General features: G+C 55.9%; 16 protein-coding genes and 1 rRNA gene. 14 read left to right on the forward strand and 3 right to left on the reverse strand.

What is annotated here, in order from left to right:
• Positions 1 to 2 precede the first annotated feature (2 nt).
• From ubiJ to tatD, 6 genes are all read left to right on the forward strand, one after another.
• A complete protein-coding gene (ubiJ, locus tag F3I20_RS15995) occupies positions 3 to 608 on the forward strand; it encodes a ubiquinone biosynthesis protein UbiJ (RefSeq protein WP_150013212.1) in 606 nt (201 codons plus the stop codon).
• The gene (ubiB, locus tag F3I20_RS16000; protein ID WP_150013210.1) at positions 605 to 2,242 is read left to right on the forward strand and encodes a ubiquinone biosynthesis regulatory protein kinase UbiB; all 1,638 of its coding nucleotides are present in this window, start codon (positions 605 to 607) and stop codon (positions 2,240 to 2,242) included. The genes ubiJ and ubiB overlap by 4 nt, the downstream gene beginning before the upstream one ends.
• A gap of 109 nt (positions 2,243 to 2,351) precedes the next feature.
• Positions 2,352 to 2,606 carry a Sec-independent protein translocase subunit TatA gene (tatA, locus tag F3I20_RS16005; RefSeq protein WP_150013208.1) on the forward strand — a complete coding sequence of 85 codons (255 nt, stop codon included), beginning with the start codon at positions 2,352 to 2,354 and terminating at the stop codon, positions 2,604 to 2,606.
• A 3-nt stretch (positions 2,607 to 2,609) separates the two neighbouring features.
• Positions 2,610 to 3,287 carry a Sec-independent protein translocase protein TatB gene (tatB, locus tag F3I20_RS16010; protein WP_150013206.1) on the forward strand — a complete coding sequence of 226 codons (678 nt, stop codon included), beginning with the start codon at positions 2,610 to 2,612 and terminating at the stop codon, positions 3,285 to 3,287.
• Positions 3,287 to 4,045, forward strand: coding sequence for a Sec-independent protein translocase subunit TatC (gene tatC, locus F3I20_RS16015; protein WP_150013204.1), 759 nt, complete (start codon positions 3,287 to 3,289; stop codon positions 4,043 to 4,045). The genes tatB and tatC overlap by 1 nt, the downstream gene beginning before the upstream one ends.
• Positions 4,046 to 4,133: 88 nt before the next feature.
• Positions 4,134 to 4,916, forward strand: coding sequence for a 3'-5' ssDNA/RNA exonuclease TatD (tatD, locus tag F3I20_RS16020; RefSeq protein ID WP_150013202.1), 783 nt, complete (start codon positions 4,134 to 4,136; stop codon positions 4,914 to 4,916).
• On the opposite strand, the gene rfaH is transcribed toward tatD, so the two are convergent.
• Positions 4,913 to 5,401, reverse strand: a complete 489-nt coding sequence (rfaH, locus tag F3I20_RS16025; protein WP_150013200.1) for a transcription/translation regulatory transformer protein RfaH — start codon at positions 5,399 to 5,401, stop codon at positions 4,913 to 4,915. The two genes, tatD and rfaH, sit on opposite strands and share 4 nt — an antisense overlap.
• 206 nt (positions 5,402 to 5,607) lie before the next feature.
• On the opposite strand from rfaH, the gene pepE reads away from it, so the two are divergent.
• From pepE to fre, 3 genes are all read left to right on the forward strand, one after another.
• On the forward strand, positions 5,608 to 6,333 hold the full coding sequence (gene pepE, locus F3I20_RS16030; RefSeq protein ID WP_150013199.1) for a dipeptidase PepE: 726 nt from the start codon (positions 5,608 to 5,610) through the stop codon (positions 6,331 to 6,333).
• An 80-nt stretch (positions 6,334 to 6,413) separates the two neighbouring features.
• On the forward strand, positions 6,414 to 7,898 hold the full coding sequence (ubiD, locus tag F3I20_RS16035) for a 4-hydroxy-3-polyprenylbenzoate decarboxylase (protein WP_010257222.1): 1,485 nt from the start codon (positions 6,414 to 6,416) through the stop codon (positions 7,896 to 7,898).
• Positions 7,899 to 7,939: 41 nt separating this feature from the next.
• Positions 7,940 to 8,641 carry an NAD(P)H-flavin reductase gene (fre, locus tag F3I20_RS16040; RefSeq protein ID WP_008926461.1) on the forward strand — a complete coding sequence of 234 codons (702 nt, stop codon included), beginning with the start codon at positions 7,940 to 7,942 and terminating at the stop codon, positions 8,639 to 8,641.
• A 70-nt stretch (positions 8,642 to 8,711) separates the two neighbouring features.
• Here the strand turns inward: fre and fadA are convergent, their stop codons facing one another.
• Positions 8,712 to 9,875, reverse strand: coding sequence for an acetyl-CoA C-acyltransferase FadA (gene fadA / locus F3I20_RS16045; RefSeq protein WP_150013197.1), 1,164 nt, complete (start codon positions 9,873 to 9,875; stop codon positions 8,712 to 8,714).
• A 10-nt stretch (positions 9,876 to 9,885) separates the two neighbouring features.
• Positions 9,886 to 12,069, reverse strand: coding sequence for a fatty acid oxidation complex subunit alpha FadB (gene fadB, locus F3I20_RS16050; RefSeq protein WP_150013195.1), 2,184 nt, complete (start codon positions 12,067 to 12,069; stop codon positions 9,886 to 9,888).
• A 187-nt stretch (positions 12,070 to 12,256) separates the two neighbouring features.
• Here fadB and pepQ point away from each other — a divergent pair, with 187 nt between their 5' ends.
• From pepQ to F3I20_RS16075, 5 genes are all read left to right on the forward strand, one after another.
• Positions 12,257 to 13,588 (forward strand): Xaa-Pro dipeptidase, encoded by a 1,332-nt coding sequence (gene pepQ, locus F3I20_RS16055; protein WP_150013193.1) that lies wholly within the window; start codon positions 12,257 to 12,259, stop codon positions 13,586 to 13,588.
• Positions 13,588 to 14,205 (forward strand): IMPACT family protein, encoded by a 618-nt coding sequence (locus tag F3I20_RS16060; RefSeq protein WP_150013191.1) that lies wholly within the window; start codon positions 13,588 to 13,590, stop codon positions 14,203 to 14,205. The genes pepQ and F3I20_RS16060 overlap by 1 nt, the downstream gene beginning before the upstream one ends.
• Positions 14,206 to 14,237: 32 nt before the next feature.
• A complete protein-coding gene (gene trkH, locus F3I20_RS16065) occupies positions 14,238 to 15,689 on the forward strand; it encodes a Trk system potassium transporter TrkH (protein ID WP_013359724.1) in 1,452 nt (483 codons plus the stop codon).
• A gap of 17 nt (positions 15,690 to 15,706) precedes the next feature.
• Positions 15,707 to 16,240 (forward strand): menaquinone-dependent protoporphyrinogen IX dehydrogenase, encoded by a 534-nt coding sequence (hemG, locus tag F3I20_RS16070; RefSeq protein ID WP_150013189.1) that lies wholly within the window; start codon positions 15,707 to 15,709, stop codon positions 16,238 to 16,240.
• Positions 16,241 to 16,649: 409 nt separating this feature from the next.
• Positions 16,650 to 16,774: ribosomal RNA gene (locus tag F3I20_RS16075) — 16S ribosomal RNA — on the forward strand; the annotation flags it as partial.

Below are 16,774 nucleotides of genomic sequence, written 5' to 3' on the forward strand. Positions count from 1 at the left end.
TAATGAACCTGACGCCCTTGATTACCGCGGGTCTGGAAACGGCGCTGAACCGTATTCTCTATCGCGATCGTGGCCTGAAAGCAGCGCGGCAACGCCTGAATGGCAAAGTGCTGACGCTGCGCCTGAGTGAGTTTTCGCATCCGCTGGTGCTGGTTTTCAGTGAGCAGCAGCTGGACGTATTAGCGGACTGGCAGGATCGCAGTGACTGCATGGTGATTACTTCGCTGAAAACGCTGCCAAAGCTGCGCGATCGCCAGCAGCTGACGCCGCTGATCCGCAGCGGTGAGCTGCAGGTTGAAGGTGACCTGCAGGTGGTGCAGCAGTTCTCCGCGCTGATGGATCTGGCTGAGCTGGATCCGGCGGAATATCTGGCTCCCTGGATCGGCGATATCGCCGCTCAGGGTATCAGTCAGCGCTCACAACAGGCATTCCGCTTCTTAAAAGGTGAAGTGCAGCGTCGTCAGGATTATCTCGGACAGGCCATTACCGAAGAGTGGCGTGTTGCGCCTGGCTCGCTGGAGTTAGCCTGGTTTTCTGAGGAGGTCGACGCGATGGAACGTTCGCTTGAGGCGCTTGATGCGCGTCTGGCGCAGCTGGAGGCAAAATGAGTTTTGGAGAGATCCGCCGTTTATATCTGATCATGAAGGTTTTTCTGACCTATGGCCTTGATGAACTGATTCCTCAGACACGCCTCACTTTCCTGTTTCGCCTGTGGCGTCGCTCGGTTTTCTGGATACCGAATCTGCATCAGCAGGAACTGATCGGTGCACGTATGCGCATGGCGATGGAGCAACTTGGGCCGGTCTGGATCAAGTTTGGCCAGATGCTGTCGACGCGTCGCGATCTTTTCCCGCCGCTGATCGCCGATCAACTGGCGATCCTGCAGGACCGCGTTGCACCGTTCGATGGCGTCAAAGCCAAAGCGCAGATTGAAGCCTCAATGGGCGCACCGATTGAAACCTGGTTTGATGATTTTGATATCAAGCCACTGGCGTCGGCATCCATTGCGCAGGTGCACACTGCCACGCTGAAATCGACCGGTAAGAAAGTAGTCATCAAAGTGATTCGCCCCGATATTCTGCCGGTGATCCGAGCGGACATGAAGCTTATCTATCGGCTGGCACGCTGGGTTCCGCGTCTGCTGCCGGATGGCCGTCGTCTGCGTCCGGTCGAGGTAGTGCGCGATTATGAGAAAACCCTGCTTGATGAACTGAATCTGTTACGCGAAGCCGCCAACGCCATTCAGCTGCGCCGGAACTTTGAAGATAGCCGCATGCTCTATGTGCCGGAAGTCTATTCAGATTACTGCAGCGAAACCATGATGGTGATGGAGCGTATCTACGGCATTCCGATTTCAGACGTAGCGACACTGGAGCGTCACGGTGTGAACATGAAGCTGCTGGCGGAACGTGGCGTGCAGGTCTTCTTCACCCAGGTCTTCCGCGACAGCTTCTTCCATGCGGATATGCATCCGGGCAACATTTTTGTCAGCTACGAGCATCCGGAAGACCCGCAATATATCGGTATCGACTGCGGTATCGTGGGTTCGCTGAACAAAGAAGATAAGCGTTATCTGGCCGAAAACTTCATCGCCTTCTTTAACCGTGACTACCGTAAGGTCGCGGAGTTGCACGTTGACTCAGGCTGGGTGCCGCCTGATACCAACGTTGAAGATTTCGAGTTTGCGATCCGTACGGTCTGTGAGCCAATTTTTGAAAAACCGCTGGCTGAGATCTCCTTCGGGCATGTGCTGCTGAATCTGTTTAACACTGCACGTCGCTTTAATATGGAAGTGCAGCCGCAACTGGTATTACTGCAAAAAACCCTGCTCTATGTAGAAGGTATTGGCCGTCAGCTCTATCCGCAGCTCGACCTGTGGAAGACAGCTAAGCCATTCCTGGAAGAGTGGATTAAGGATCAGGTCGGTTTGCCCGCTATTATTCGTGCGGTCAAAGAGAAAGCGCCATTCTGGGCTGAAAAGTTACCGGAGTTGCCAGAACTCTTTTACGACAGCATGCGCCAGCACAAACTCTTACGGCACAGCGTTGATAAGTTAGTGGGCGACATGAATGCGCAACGCGTCCGTCACCATCAGGCGCGATACCTGTTTGGCGTCGGTGCAACGTTGCTGTTAAGTGGAACGGCGGTGCTGCTCACCCGACCGGACTGGGACTTCTTCCCGGCGGTGCTGATGGCAGCGGGAATCGTCTCCTGGTTAATCGGCTGGCGTAAGACAAACTGATTGTCACGTCTGTTTAAAAAAAGGTAATGTCGCTGGCTAAAGCCCGGTTAAAAAGGGCACTCTGTCCTGCATTACCTTATCGTTTTCACAGAATATTAGAGGCTATCTCATGGGCGGTATCAGTATCTGGCAATTGTTAATCATTGCCGTGATTGTTGTTCTTCTGTTCGGTACCAACAAATTACGTAATCTGGGTTCAGATTTAGGTTCTTCGATTCGTGGCTTCAAAAAAGCCATGAGTGACGAGGATGACAAAAAAGATCAACCGAAAGAGCAGGACGCTGACTTCGCGGCTAAAACACTGGCGGACAAACAGCAAACTTCGGCTAACAAAGAAGACGCCAAGAACGACAAGCAGGTGTAAACCGTGTTCGATATTGGTTTTAGTGAACTGGTATTGGTGTTCGTTATCGGGCTGATTGTTCTCGGCCCGCAACGTTTACCGGTCGCGGTGAAAACCGTGGTCGGCTGGATCAGGGCGATTCGCTCGCTGGCAGCCAATGTACAACATGAACTGGCGCAGGAGCTCAAGCTGCAGGAGTTGCAGGAGAGCCTGAAAAAGGTGGAAGAAGCGGGCCGTGGCACGCTCTCCCCTGAGCTGAAAGAGTCGATGGAAGAGCTGCGTAAAACGGCGGATTCAATGAAGCGCTCGGTCAGCCAGAGCATCGACATTGAAAAAGAGGAAGACGAGGCGAACACCATCCACTCGGCTCAGCACAGGCCTGTGCCTCATGCGGCTTCTGATGCAGTGCAGGCATCTGAGCCTGCTGTCGCTGAGCCTTCGGTGACGCCAGCTTCAGCAGCGCATCAGGCCAGTGCCGCGGCACAGAGTCCGTCTTCAGCATCAGGCTCTGCGGTGCAACCTTCCGCGGCACCTGCTGCAGTCGCCACGTCTCCGGCACAGGCTCCGTCAGCAGTTTCATCAGCTCCGGCTGTGCAATCCTCTGCCGCGCCTGCTACTGCGGCGAGTGCACCGGCACAGGCTCCCGCAGGTGATGCCGCGCGTCATTCCGCACCCTCCTCTTCTGCAAGTGATGAACGATAATGGCCGTTGAAGATACCCAACCGCTCATCAGCCATCTGATTGAGCTGCGTAAGCGCCTGCTGAACTGCATCATTGCCGTACTGGTCATTTTCCTGGTACTGGTCTATTTCGCCAACGACATCTATCAGCTGGTCGCCGCACCGCTGATCAGTCAGATGCCGGTCGGATCCAGTATGATCGCGACCGATGTGGCCTCACCGTTTTTCACCCCGATTAAGCTGACCATTATTGTGTCGGTGTTTCTTGCGGTGCCGGTGATCCTCTATCAGGTCTGGGCCTTTGTCGCCCCGGCGCTCTACCGGCATGAGCGCAGGCTGGTAATGCCGCTGCTCTTTTCCAGCACCTTCCTGTTCTACTTCGGTGTGGCCTTTGCCTACTTCGTGGTCTTCCCCCTGGCATTTGGTTTTTTCACCAAGACCGCACCAATTGGTGTCACCGTCGCAACGGATATCTCTAAGTACCTCGATTTTGTCATGACGCTATTTATGGCATTTGGCGTGGCGTTTGAAGTGCCGGTAGCGATTGTGTTGCTGTGCTGGACCGGGATCACCAGTCCGGAAGAGTTGAAGAAGAAGCGCCCCTATATTCTGGTGGGGGCTTTCGTGGTCGGGATGTTGCTCACACCGCCGGATGTTTTTTCACAAACTTTGCTCGCTATTCCGATGTACTGCCTGTTTGAAGTCGGCGTATTCTTTTCCCGGTACTACGTGGGTAAAGGCCGACGCTTACAGGATGAGGAAGAGAACACCGACGCCTGACGCTGACAGCCTTACCCGCACTGGCGGGAAGCGTTCACTCCAAACCGCCCTGATGGGCGGTTTTTGTTTATAACCAGTGGGAAATATTATGTTTGATATCGGTGTAAACCTGACCAGCACGCAATTCGCCTCCGACCGGCAAAAGGTGGTTAAACGCGCGCGTGATGCGGGCGTCACCGGCATGCTTATTACCGGCACCAACGCGCTGGAGAGCCAGCAGGCTCAGCGACTGGCTGAAGCTCAACCCGGCTTCTGCTGGTCTACTGCGGGCGTTCACCCTCATCATGCCAGCGAATGGTCGCTGGAGATCGCCAGCACCCTGCGCCGGTTGGCGGAAAAACCGGAAGTGGTCGCTATCGGTGAGTGCGGGCTCGATTTCAACCGCAACCTGTCGGCGCATGAGCAGCAGGAGTATGCGTTTGACGCACAGCTTGCGCTGGCGGCCGAACTCAACATGCCGGTGTTCCTGCACTGCCGTGAAGCCCATGCCCGTTTCGCTGCGGTGCTTGAACCCTGGCTGCCAAAACTGCCGGGTGCGGTGATCCACTGCTTTACCGGCACGCGCGACGAACTGGAAGCCTGTCTGGCGATGGGGTTATCCGTGGGCATTACGGGCTGGGTCTGCGATGAGCGTCGGGGTCTGGAACTGCGCGAGCTGCTGCCGCTGATTCCGGCCGAACGCCTGCTGCTGGAAACCGATGCTCCCTACCTGTTGCCGCGCGACATGCGTCCGCGTCCGCCTTCGCGCCGCAACGAACCCTGCTTTTTACCGCATATTGTTAATCAGGTGGCGACATGGCGGGACGAGGGTGCTGAGGAACTGGCGACCCGCATCGATCAGAATGCACGGACGTTGTTCAGACTGGCTTAAAGCTTACGGAACTGCTTATTATCCACGCTGCGCATTACCTGCTTGTTCAACAGATTCAGCAACAGAATCGAGCGCGTCTCACCATCCGGTTCGGCAAAGATGGCGCGCAGCCCTTCAAACGTCCCTTCGGTGATGACAACTTCATCGCCGCTTTGAGGGGTTTCAGGATCCAGCAGGATTTGCGGAACGTCAGTTTCCAGCGCTTCGATCACCGCAGACGGCACGGTTGCGGGCGTGGTGCCGAAGCGTACAAAGTGACTGACACCGCGTGTGCTGCTAATCGTCGTGGTGTGAATCGCTTCCGGATCGAATTCGATAAACAGATAATTTGGAAACAGTGGCTCACTCACCGTGGTGCGTTTACCGCGCACGATCTTTTCCAGAGCGATCATTGGACTGAGGCAATGCACTTCCTGCCGCTCCAGATGCTCCTTCGCGCGCAATAGCTGTCCACGTTTGCAATAGAGTAAGTACCAGGCTTCCATAACGGCTCCCATTGAATGGACGCTAAGAATAGCAAACCTGCTGCCAGAGTTATAGCGCAGGGGCAGGGTAAAGCGCCCCGCAGCGAAAATAAACTGAGACTTTTCCTAACATGCCGGATGGCGGTAAAAGCATAGATGGGTAATTGACGTCGGCTATTGCTCTGTATCAGACTCGATGACCATCACATCTGCACAAGGATCCTCTGATGGAACTCTTTCTGTTGAGCAATGGCAGGCTGGCGGATGATGCGCCGCTGCTGGGCTATGCGCAGCCACAGCTGCACGCCATGATCGCCCGACGCGCTATCCGGTCGGCGGTACTGATCCCCTACGCAATTATTCGTGGCGACCAGCAGCAACGTGCTGCCGAGCTCAGTGCTTCTCTCGGAATTCAGGTGGCGCGCGTTCAGGCATTCGCTTCGCCAGCTGACGCGATTGTCCGGGCAGAGCTGATTTTAGTCAGCGGTGGCAACACCTGGTTTCTGAATCAGATGCTGCATGAACAGGGCCTGATCGGGGCGATTCAGCGTGCGGTGCGGGAGCGGCAGATACCCTATGTCGGCTGGAGCGCAGGCTGCAATGTGGCAACGCCCTCAATCCGTACCACTAACGATATGCCGGTGCGCAGCAGCGTGGTATTACCTGCGCTGGATCTCTTTCCGGTGCAGATTAATCCCCACTATCTGGATGCCAGTGTCAGCGGCCATATGGGCGAAACCCGCGATGAACGCCTGGCGGAGTTCTGTGCAGTTAACCCGACGGAGTCGGTCATTGCACTGCGTGAAGGCAGTTTTCTGCACCTGCATGACAACCAGCTGCGTTATCACAGCGTGCGTAACGAAGATTTTAAACTGTTTCGCCACGGCGAGCCGATTCAGGGTCATCACGATGCCCGTGCGTTACAACCGCTGGTTCCCTTTCAGTGCATTTAAGGTGGCCGTATAAACCTCAGCAACTCCGCGTAATCAGACCTATAATGGCCGACTCACTCTGGCCGGAAAGCTAAAGCCGCATGAAATATCACGATTTAAGAGACTTTCTCGCGCTGCTCGAACAGCGCGGTGAGCTAAAGCGCATTACCCAGTCGATCGATCCTGAACTGGAAATGACCGAAATTGCCGACCGCACTCTGCGTGCCGGTGGCCCCGCTCTGCTGTTTGAAAACCCAAAAGGGTACGACATGCCGGTGCTGTGCAACCTGTTCGGCACGCCAAAGCGCGTGGCCATGGGCATGGGCCAGGAAGAAGTCAGCGCACTGCGTGAAGTGGGTAAACTGCTGGCCTTCCTGAAAGAGCCGGAGCCGCCAAAAGGCTTCCGCGATCTGTTCGATAAGATGCCGCAGTTTAAGCAGGTCCTGAACATGCCGACCAAACGCCTGCGCAATGCACCCTGTCAGGAAGAGGTGTTCAGCGGCGATGAAGTCGATCTGACGCGTATTCCGGTCATGAAGTGCTGGCCTGGCGATGCTGCACCGCTGATTACCTGGGGACTGACCGTCACGCGCGGCCCGCATAAAGAGCGGCAGAATCTCGGTATCTACCGGCAGCAGGTGATCGGCAAAAACCGTCTGATTATGCGCTGGCTGTCGCACCGTGGCGGCGCGCTTGATTATCTGGAGTGGACGAAAGCGCATCCGGGTGAGCGTTTTCCGGTCTCGGTGGCATTGGGTGCCGATCCCGCCACCATTCTCGGTGCCGTCACGCCGGTGCCTGACACGCTGTCAGAATATGCGTTTGCCGGGTTGCTGCGCGGCAATAAAACCGAAGTGGTGAAGTGCCTGTCGAACGATCTGGAAGTGCCAGCCAGTGCTGAAATCGTGCTGGAAGGGTATATCGAAGCGGGCGATATGGCGCCAGAAGGACCTTACGGCGATCACACCGGCTACTACAATGAAGTAGATAGCTTCCCGGTGTTTACCGTGACACATATTACGCAGCGCCATAAGCCTATCTATCACTCTACCTACACCGGCCGGCCGCCGGATGAGCCTGCGGTGTTGGGTGTGGCGCTGAATGAAGTGCTGGTGCCAATTCTGGTGAAGCAGTTTCCGGAGATTGTGGACTTCTATCTGCCACCGGAAGGGTGCTCATACCGGCTGGCGGTCGTAACGATTAAAAAGCAGTACGCCGGGCATGCCAAACGTGTCATGTTTGGCGTCTGGTCGTTTTTACGGCAGTTCATGTACACCAAATTTGTTATTGTGTGTGACGATGATGTTAATGCGCGTGACTGGAACGACGTGATCTGGGCCATAACCACGCGTATGGATCCGGCCCGCGATACGGTATTAGTGGAAAATACCCCGATCGATTATCTCGATTTCGCCTCGCCCGTTTCCGGGCTGGGGTCAAAGATGGGGATGGATGCAACTAATAAGTGGCCAGGTGAAACGCAGCGCGAATGGGGCACACCCATCGTTAAAGATCCGGCGGTCACCGCGCGCATTGATGCTATCTGGGATGAGCTAGGTATTTTTGATCAGCCGCCACAGCGTTGATGGCGAGCACAACCATAAAGACGACCCGACAGAGGGAACGCATGACAACGTTAAGCTGTAAAGTAACTTCGGTTGAGGCGATTACCGACACGGTCTATCGCGTTCGCCTGATCCCTGAAGCGGAATTCAGTTTTCGCGCAGGACAGTATCTGATGGTAGTGATGGATGAGCGCGACAAGCGTCCGTTCTCACTGGCCTCAACGCCGATGGAAAAAGACATCATCGAGCTGCATATCGGCGCGTCCGATCTGAACCTCTATGCCATGGCCGTTATGGATCGCATCCGTAACGATCGCCAGATCACGGTTGATATGCCGCACGGCGATGCCTGGCTGCGCGAAGAGAGCACTAAACCGCTGATCCTGATTGCAGGCGGTACCGGTTTCTCCTATGCCCGTTCAATTCTGCTCACCGCGCTGGCGGAACAGCCAGAGCGCGACATCGCCATTTACTGGGGCGGACGTGAGCTTAAGCATCTCTACGATATGGATGAGCTGGATGCGCTGGCCGTGAAGCACCCGAACCTGAAGGTGATCCCGGTCGTCGAGCAGCCTGAAGCAGGCTGGCAGGGCCGTTCTGGTACGGTACTGACCGCAGTGATGCAGGACTTCAGCACGCTGAGTGAGCATGAGATCTACATCGCCGGACGTTTTGAGATGGCGAAGATTGCCCGCGATCGTTTCTGTGCCGAGCGTGGCGCAGTGGAATCACAGATGTATGGCGATGCGTTTGCCTTTATCTGATTCCCGGTAGCAGAAAGAAAAAACCCGCCGGTTAACGGCGGGTAAATCTGACAAAGTAAAACTCAACGTATTACAGACGCTCGAATACGGTTGCGATCCCCTGTCCCAGTCCGATGCACATGGTGGCAAGGCCAAAACGGGCATCGCGACGTTCCATAATGTTCAGCAGCGTAGTGCTGATGCGTGCGCCGGAACAGCCCAGCGGATGGCCCAACGCAATCGCACCGCCATTCAGATTAACTTTCTCATCCATCAACTCCAGCAATCCTAAATCTTTGATGCACGGCAGTGTCTGCGCAGCAAAGGCTTCGTTCAGCTCAAAGACGTCGATATCGCTGACGCTCAGTCCCGCCCGTTTTAACGCCAGCTTACTGGCCGGAACCGGCCCATATCCCATGATCGAAGGATCGCAGCCCACCACGGCCATGCTGCGAATGCGGGCACGCGGCGTCAGTCCCAGCTCGCGGGCGCGTGATTCACTCATGATCAGCATGGCGGCCGCGCCATCTGACAGGGCCGACGACGTACCCGCCGTGACGGTGCCATTCACCGGATCAAAAGCCGGTTTCAGCGCCGCCAGGCCTTCGGCGCTGGTCTCTTCACGGATCACTTCATCAAAATCATAGCGCTTAAGGATGCCGTCGCTGTCGTGACCCCAGGTGGCGACAATCTCTGTCGCAAAGTCGCCGCGCCGGGTTGCCTGCCACGCACGCTGGTGCGAACGCAGGGCAAATGCATCCTGCTGCTCACGACTGATATGATGCATACGTGCCAGCATTTCGGCAGTTAAGCCCATCATGCCTGCGGCTTTGGCAACGGTGCGGCCCAGGCCAGGATGAAAGTCCACGCCGTGATTCATCGGCACGTGTCCCATATGCTCCACACCGCCAATCAGGCAGCACTGGGCATCGCCGACCATAATAGCGCGGGCCGCATCGTGCAGCGCCTGCATTGACGAACCACACAGCCGGTTAACGGTCGTGGCCGGCACGGAGTGCGGGATTTCAGCCAGCAGCGCAGCGTTACGCGCGATATTAAATCCCTGTTCCAGCGTCTGCTGTACGCAGCCCCAGACAATGTCGTCGAGAGATGCCGGATTCACCGCCGGATTGCGGCTCAGGATTTCGCGCATCAGGTGCGCAGAGAGATCTTCAGCGCGCACGTTCCGAAAGGCTCCGCCTTTTGATCGTCCCATTGGCGTGCGCACCGCATCAACAATCACTACATTTTCCATCTTTTTGCCCTCAGGCGCTTTTCAGCGCGGCTTCATCAATCGGTTTGGCGGCGGGATACCAGCTTTCATGCTGATGGGCTTTCTGCACCAGCAGCGCAGGCAGGGCATACAGGCCACCAAGCGCGCTGTAGCGCCGGGCCTGATCGACCACATTGCTGTTGCCCAGGGTATCGAGATAGCGGAAAGCACCACCACGGAACGGCGGGAAGCCGAGGCCATAGACCAGCGCCATGTCCGCTTCAGCGGGCGAGGCGATAATCTTCTCTTCCAGGCAGCGTACTACCTCATTCAGCATCGGCAGCATCATACGGTTCAGGATCTCTTCATCACTGAAGACCCGCGCGGGCTGACAGACCTGTTGCAGCAGCGTATCCACCTCCGCATCCGGCACTTTCTTCAGCTTGCCCTTTTTATCCTCTTCCCAGCGCCAGAAGCCTTTGCCATTTTTCTGACCAAAACGACCGGCATCAAACAGAAGGTCGATCGCATCGCGATAGTCATGCTTCATACGATCCGGGAAACCATCGGCCATAACGCTTTGCGCGTGGTGCGCGGTATCGATGCCCACCACATCCAGCAGCCATGAAGGCCCCATCGGCCAGCCGAACTGTTTTTCCATCACTTTATCAATCTGACGGAAATCAGCGCCGTCGCGCAGCAGCAGGCTGAAAGCAGCGAAGTAGGGGAACAGCACCCGGTTCACAAAGAAGCCGGGGCAGTCATTCACCACGATAGGCGTTTTGCCCATTTTGCTGGCCCATGCCACCACTTTACTCAGTGTCGCTTCACTGGTTTTCTCGCCACGAACGACTTCAACCAGCGGCATACGCGGCACCGGATTGAAGAAGTGCATGCCACAGAAATTTTCCGGGCGCTGCAGCGTCTGCGCCAGCTGGCTGACAGGAATGGTTGAGGTATTGGAGGCCAGAATCGCATCCTGACGCAGGTGCTGTTCCGTTTCCGCCAGCACTTTGGCCTTGATCAGCGGGTTCTCGACCACGGCTTCCACTACCACATCGGCCTGGTCAAAACCGGCGTAATCCAGGGTGGGCTGAATAGTAGCGATCACACTGGCGAGTTTACTGCCGTCGATTTTGCCGCGCTCCAGCAGCTTATTGAGCAGCTTACTGGCTTCATTCATCCCCAGCGTCAACGCTTTGGGGTTGATATCTTTCATTCTGACCGGTACGCCTTTCCAGGCAGACTGGTAGCTGATGCCGCCACCCATAATGCCCGCGCCCAGTACTGCCGCCTGAGCGGGTGCGCTGCTTTCGCTGCCACGCTTTTTCGCCAGGCTTTTCACGTACTGATCGTTGAGGAAGATGCCGACCAGGGCGCGGGCTTCATCAGACTGCGCCAGCGGCACAAACGCCGCCGTTTCAAGTTTCAGCGCATCATCACGACCCAGGCTGGCCGCCGCTTCAATTGTTTTTACGGCCATCAGCGGAGCGGGATAGTGTTTACCTGCGGTCTGCAGCACCATTGCTTTCGCAATCGTGAAGCTCATCGCCGCTTCAATCGGGCTGAGTTTCAGCGGTGCCAGTTTCGGTGCACGGCGTGCGCGCCAGCTACCATCAGTGGCAGCGGCCTTAAGCATGGTGATCCCCGCCTCGCGCAGTTTCTCACGCGGCACGACCGCATCGACCAGACCGAGTTTCAGGGCGGCATTGCCATCGACATCTTTGCCCGCCGCAATAATTTCCAGCGCGCTGTCCGCACCCAACAGGCGCGGCAATCGCACGCTGCCGCCAAAGCCGGGCATGATGCCGAGTTTTGTTTCCGGCAGGCCAATACGGGCGTCCGCAGTGGCGATACGCAGATCGGTTGCCAGGACGCATTCGCATCCGCCGCCCAGCGCATAGCCGTCAATGGCGGCCAGGGTTGGCACAGGTAAATCTTCCAGACGGTTGAAGATGCTGTTGGCGTAGCTCAGCCACTGGCTCAGCTTTTCGGTGGGTGCATCAAACAGAGAAAGGAACTCGGTGATATCCGCGCCCACGATAAAGGCGGGTTTAGCGGAGCTCAGCAGCAGGCCGCGCAGTTCTGGCTGCTGTTCCAGCACCGCAATCGCCTCGCCCAGACTGGCGACCGTTTGCGTATCGAGCTTGTTGACCGAGCCTGTAGCATCAAAAACCAGCTCGGCGATGCCATCGTCCAGCCAGTGAAGAGTAAGGTTAGCGCCTTGGTAGAGCATGTGCGTCTCCTGAAACCGCGAAAGGTGATCTGGTCATACCAGATGATCGTGAGTGTGGGAGCGATGTTAATTATTTGCAAACGGCTCTGTGCTTATTTGCTAACAAGATCACAGCTGCGCCGGCTTCGGCATCTGGACAAGGGGTATGCTAAACTTGCGGCCATTTCGCGACACTGGAGAGACGTCAATGGATTCACTGAAGACCTTGTATCACGCGCATATCGCCACGTTGCAACAACGGGCGCAGCAGGTGCTGGCACGCAACAAACTGGATGCGATGTTGATCCATTCCGGTGAGTTGTTGACGGTGTTTCTGGATGATCACACCTATCCGTTCAAGGTGAATCCACAGTTCAAGGCCTGGGTGCCGGTAACCCAGGTACCTAACTGCTGGCTGTGGATTGACGGGGTGAACAAACCGAAACTGTGGTTCTACTCTCCGGTGGATTACTGGCATAACGTCGAACCGCTGCCGGACAGCTTCTGGACCGCGGATGTTGAGGTCATCGGCCTGAAAAATGCCGACGAGATTGCGCAACTGCTACCTGCACAGCGCGATAACGTCGCCTATATCGGCCCGGTCAACGCGCGTGCGGCTCAGCTCGGTATCGCCTCCGGCAATATCAATCCGAAAGCGGTGATCGACTTCCTGCATTTCCATCGCAGCATCAAAACAGATTATGAACTCGCCTGCCTGCGCCAGGCGCAGAAGCTGGCGGTTGCGGGTCATCGCGCGGCCAAAGAGGCGTTCTCGGCGGGCCTGAGCGAGTTCGATATCAATCAGGCTTACCTGACCGCGACCGGCCATCGTGATACTGATGTGCCTTACGGCAATATCATCGCGCTGAACGAACACGCTGCGGTGCTGCACTATACCCGGCTGGATCATCAGCCACCGGCGAAACGCCACAGCTTTTTGATTGATGCCGGTGCTGAGTATCTTGGCTATGCCGCCGATTTGACCCGCAGCTATGCGGCGCAGAGCAGTTCGCTCTATGCCAGAATGGTTGAGGCGATGAACGCGGAAGAGCTGGCGCTGATTGCTACGCTGAAAGCGGGGGTGCGCTACACCGATTATCATCTTCAGATGCACCAGCGTATTGCGAAGATGTTGCTGAAGTTTGAGCTGGTGCAGGGGATCAGCGAAGAAGCGCTGGTGGCTGAAGATCTGACGGGTCCGTTTATGCCCCATGGTCTGGGGCATCCGCTGGGTCTGCAGGTGCATGACGTGGCTGGCTTTATGCAGGATGATCAGGGCACGCATCTGGCCGCGCCTGCGCAATATCCTTATCTTCGCTGCACCCGTGTACTGCAACCGGGCATGGTCTTAACCATCGAGCCGGGCTTCTATATTATTGACTCGTTACTGGCACCGCTGCGCGCAGGCCGTTTCAGTCAGCACTTTAACTGGCAGGCCATCGATGCGCTCAGGCCTTACGGCGGGATTCGCATCGAGGATAACGTGGTGATCCATGCGCATCGCGTTGAAAATATGACCCGCGATCTGCACCTGGCCTGATGGAGGCCTTTGATATTCCCGCTGTGCCCGTGAGCAGCAGTGAGGAGACGATCAAAAAGAGTCGCTTCATTACGCTGCTGGCGCACACTGAGGGGGCAGAGGCGGCGCGCGCCTTTGTCCAGCAGGTCAAAAGCGAGCATCCCGCTGCCCGACATCACTGCTGGGCGTGGGTCGCGGGCGCGCCGAATGATTCACAACAGCTCGGCTTCTCTGATGATGGTGAACCTTCGGGTACGGCAGGGAAACCGATGCTGGCGCAGCTGATGGGTGCGGATATTGGCGAGATTACCGCTGTAGTGGTGCGTTATTACGGCGGCATCATGCTGGGAACCGGCGGCTTAGTGAAAGCCTATGGCGGTGGCGTTCAGCAGGGGCTTAAGCTGCTGCCACGGCAGCGCAAAGTGCCGATGAAGCTGTTCACCTTGCAATGTGACTATCCACAGCTCAGTGATATTGAGCGGCTGGTTCAGCGTTTCGACGGTAAGGTGACCGACAGTCAGTTTCAGGATCGCATTGCATTGACGCTGGCTGTCCCTTACGGACAGATCGACGGATTCAAAAAAAATCTGTCAGACTTTAGTCGGGGCGCGTTATCGCTGATCCCGCTCACACCCTGATGTTCATCTCTATTATTTAAAGGAACGGCTGAATGCACTTTCGCGCCATTACCCGCATAGTCGGTCTGCTGGTAATCCTCTTTTCAGTGACAATGATTTTGCCCGGCCTGGTCGCATTGATTTATCGCGATGGCGCGGGGCGAGCATTTAGCCAGACCTTTATGATGGCGCTGGTGATCGGCTCGCTGCTGTGGTGGCCGAATCGCAAAAAGAAAACCGAACTCAAACCGCGGGAAGGGTTTCTGATTGTCGTCCTGTTCTGGACGGTGCTGGGCAGCGTAGGGGCGATGCCCTTTATCTTTGCGGAGCAGCCGCATCTTTCGGTGACGGATGCGTTTTTTGAATCTTTCTCGGGCCTGACAACGACTGGTGCCACCACGCTGGTGGGGCTGGACTCGCTGCCTAAGGCGATCCTCTTCTATCGGCAGATGCTGCAGTGGCTGGGCGGTATGGGGATCATCGTATTAGCGGTGGCGATACTGCCGATTCTGGGCGTCGGGGGTATGCAGCTCTATCGTGCTGAAATGCCGGGTCCGCTAAAAGATAACAAGATGCGACCGCGTATTGCCGAGACGGCCAAGACACTCTGGCTGATCTACGTTCTGCTGACGGTGGCCTGTGCGCTGGCATTGTGGCTGGCGGGCATGCCGGCCTTTGATGCTATCGGCCACAGCTTTTCAACCATCGCCATTGGCGGCTTCTCAACCCATGATGCCAGCATCGGCTATTTCCACAGTGGTACCATCAATACCATCGTGGCAGTGTTTCTGCTGATCTCAGGCTGTAACTATGGCCTGCACTTTGCCATGTTAAGCGGACGTAATCTGCGCGTGTACTGGCGCGACCCGGAATTCCGCATGTTCATTGGCGTTCAACTGACGCTGGTATTGATCTGCACGCTGGTGCTCTGGTTCCACAATGTTTATGCCAGTGGCTGGCAGACGCTGAATCAGGCCTTCTTCCAGGTCGTTTCCATGGCGACGACGGCGGGATTCACGACCGACAGCATCGCACGCTGGCCATTGTTCCTGCCGGTACTGCTGTTGTGCTCCGCCTTTATTGGCGGCTGTGCCGGTTCAACCGGCGGTGGCCTGAAGGTGATTCGCATCCTGCTGTTGTGCAAGCAGGGTAACCGTGAGCTTAAACGTCTGGTTCACCCCAATGCGGTCTATACCATCAAGCTGGGTAATCGGGCGCTACCGGAACGTATCCTTGAAGCCGTCTGGGGATTCTTCTCGGCATATGCACTGGTGTTCCTGGTCAGCATGCTGGCGATTATCGCCACCGGCGTCGATGACTTCTCGGCTTTTGCTGCCGTCGCCGCGACGCTCAACAACCTCGGGCCGGGCCTGGGGGTAGTAGCTGATAACTTCACTTCAATGAATGACGTGGCGAAATGGATTCTTATTTCTACCATGTTATTCGGGCGTCTCGAGGTATTTACCTTGCTGGTGCTGTTCACGCCTACTTTCTGGCGTGAATAATTAATAAGGATGCTGACATGAAAGCACTGATTCTCTATTCCACTCGCGACGGACAAACAAAGAAGATTGCCTCTTCTATTGCTGAGGTGATCCTTCAGCAGCAGCCATGTGATGTGCTGGATATCCAGGATGCTACTCTGCCCGACTGGACGCAGTATGATCGCGTGCTGATTGGTGCCTCGATCCGTTACGGCCATTTCCAGCCGGTCGTCGATAAGTTCGTTAAGCAACACCTCAAGGAACTGCAACAGCGTACCAGCGGTTTCTTTTCGGTGAACCTGACGGCGCGGAAACCGGAGAAGCGTTCGCCTGAAACCAACGCCTATACACAGAAGTTCCTGGCTAACTCTCCGTGGCAACCCGATTGCTGTGCCGTGTTCGCGGGCGCACTTTATTATCCGCGCTATCGCTGGTTCGATCGCGTCATGATTCAGCTGATTATGCGTATGACCAGTGGTGAAACAGATTCAACGAAAGAAGTTGAATACACGGACTGGCAGCAGGTACGCACTTTTGCCAATGATTTTGCACAGTTACCAGGCAAATTGTAGCGAAATAGCGCAATTTGATGAAAATTACTGCGAACGATAATCTTTTCGTAATAAACACTTGTCAGCCCGCGCGAACTCCCTATAATGCGCCTCCATCGACACGGCACACCGGCAACGGGAAACGGGTTGAAGGTTCAGGAGACTGACCCGCCGGAGAAAAACTTCTGAAATAGAGGTTGACTCTGCAGGAGGAAAGCGTAATATACGCCACCTCGCGACAGGACGCTAACGCACTGTTCGCGCTGCTCTTTAACAATTTATCAGACAATCTGTGTGGGCACTCGCAGGATTGATATCAGCGTCTTTGGACGCACAAAAATATCAAAGCCTCACGAGTGAACACATAATGAAATTCATTATGACGTTTTACAGATGAGCATCGCTGAACTGGTTTCAGCAAATCAAACTTAAATTGAAGAGTTTGATCATGGCTCAGATTGAACGCTGGCGGCAGGCCTAACACATGCAAGTCGGACGGTAGCACAGAGAGCTTGCTCTCGGGTGACGAGTGGCGGACGGGTGAGTAATGTCTGG

It is taken from the genome of Candidatus Pantoea gossypiicola (assembly GCF_008632075.1).
Taxonomy (GTDB): domain Bacteria; phylum Pseudomonadota; class Gammaproteobacteria; order Enterobacterales; family Enterobacteriaceae; genus Pantoea; species Pantoea gossypiicola.

Excerpts from the sequence above, each read along its gene's own strand:
- fre (WP_008926461.1), top strand. The coding sequence starts at position 7,940 with ATGACAACGTTAAGCTGTAAAGTAACTTCGGTTGAGGCGATTACCGAC.
- tatD (WP_150013202.1), top strand. The coding sequence starts at position 4,134 with ATGTTTGATATCGGTGTAAACCTGACCAGCACGCAATTCGCCTCCGAC.
- F3I20_RS16060 (WP_150013191.1), top strand. The coding sequence starts at position 13,588 with ATGGAGGCCTTTGATATTCCCGCTGTGCCCGTGAGCAGCAGTGAGGAG.
- trkH (WP_013359724.1), top strand. The coding sequence starts at position 14,238 with ATGCACTTTCGCGCCATTACCCGCATAGTCGGTCTGCTGGTAATCCTC.
- hemG (WP_150013189.1), top strand. The coding sequence starts at position 15,707 with ATGAAAGCACTGATTCTCTATTCCACTCGCGACGGACAAACAAAGAAG.
- pepQ (WP_150013193.1), top strand. The coding sequence starts at position 12,257 with ATGGATTCACTGAAGACCTTGTATCACGCGCATATCGCCACGTTGCAA.
- tatA (WP_150013208.1), top strand. The coding sequence starts at position 2,352 with ATGGGCGGTATCAGTATCTGGCAATTGTTAATCATTGCCGTGATTGTT.
- rfaH (WP_150013200.1), bottom strand. The coding sequence starts at position 5,401 with ATGGAAGCCTGGTACTTACTCTATTGCAAACGTGGACAGCTATTGCGC.
- ubiD (WP_010257222.1), top strand. The coding sequence starts at position 6,414 with ATGAAATATCACGATTTAAGAGACTTTCTCGCGCTGCTCGAACAGCGC.
- pepE (WP_150013199.1), top strand. The coding sequence starts at position 5,608 with ATGGAACTCTTTCTGTTGAGCAATGGCAGGCTGGCGGATGATGCGCCG.
- ubiB (WP_150013210.1), top strand. The coding sequence starts at position 605 with ATGAGTTTTGGAGAGATCCGCCGTTTATATCTGATCATGAAGGTTTTT.
- fadB (WP_150013195.1), bottom strand. The coding sequence starts at position 12,069 with ATGCTCTACCAAGGCGCTAACCTTACTCTTCACTGGCTGGACGATGGC.
- ubiJ (WP_150013212.1), top strand. The coding sequence starts at position 3 with ATGAACCTGACGCCCTTGATTACCGCGGGTCTGGAAACGGCGCTGAAC.
- tatC (WP_150013204.1), top strand. The coding sequence starts at position 3,287 with ATGGCCGTTGAAGATACCCAACCGCTCATCAGCCATCTGATTGAGCTG.
- fadA (WP_150013197.1), bottom strand. The coding sequence starts at position 9,875 with ATGGAAAATGTAGTGATTGTTGATGCGGTGCGCACGCCAATGGGACGA.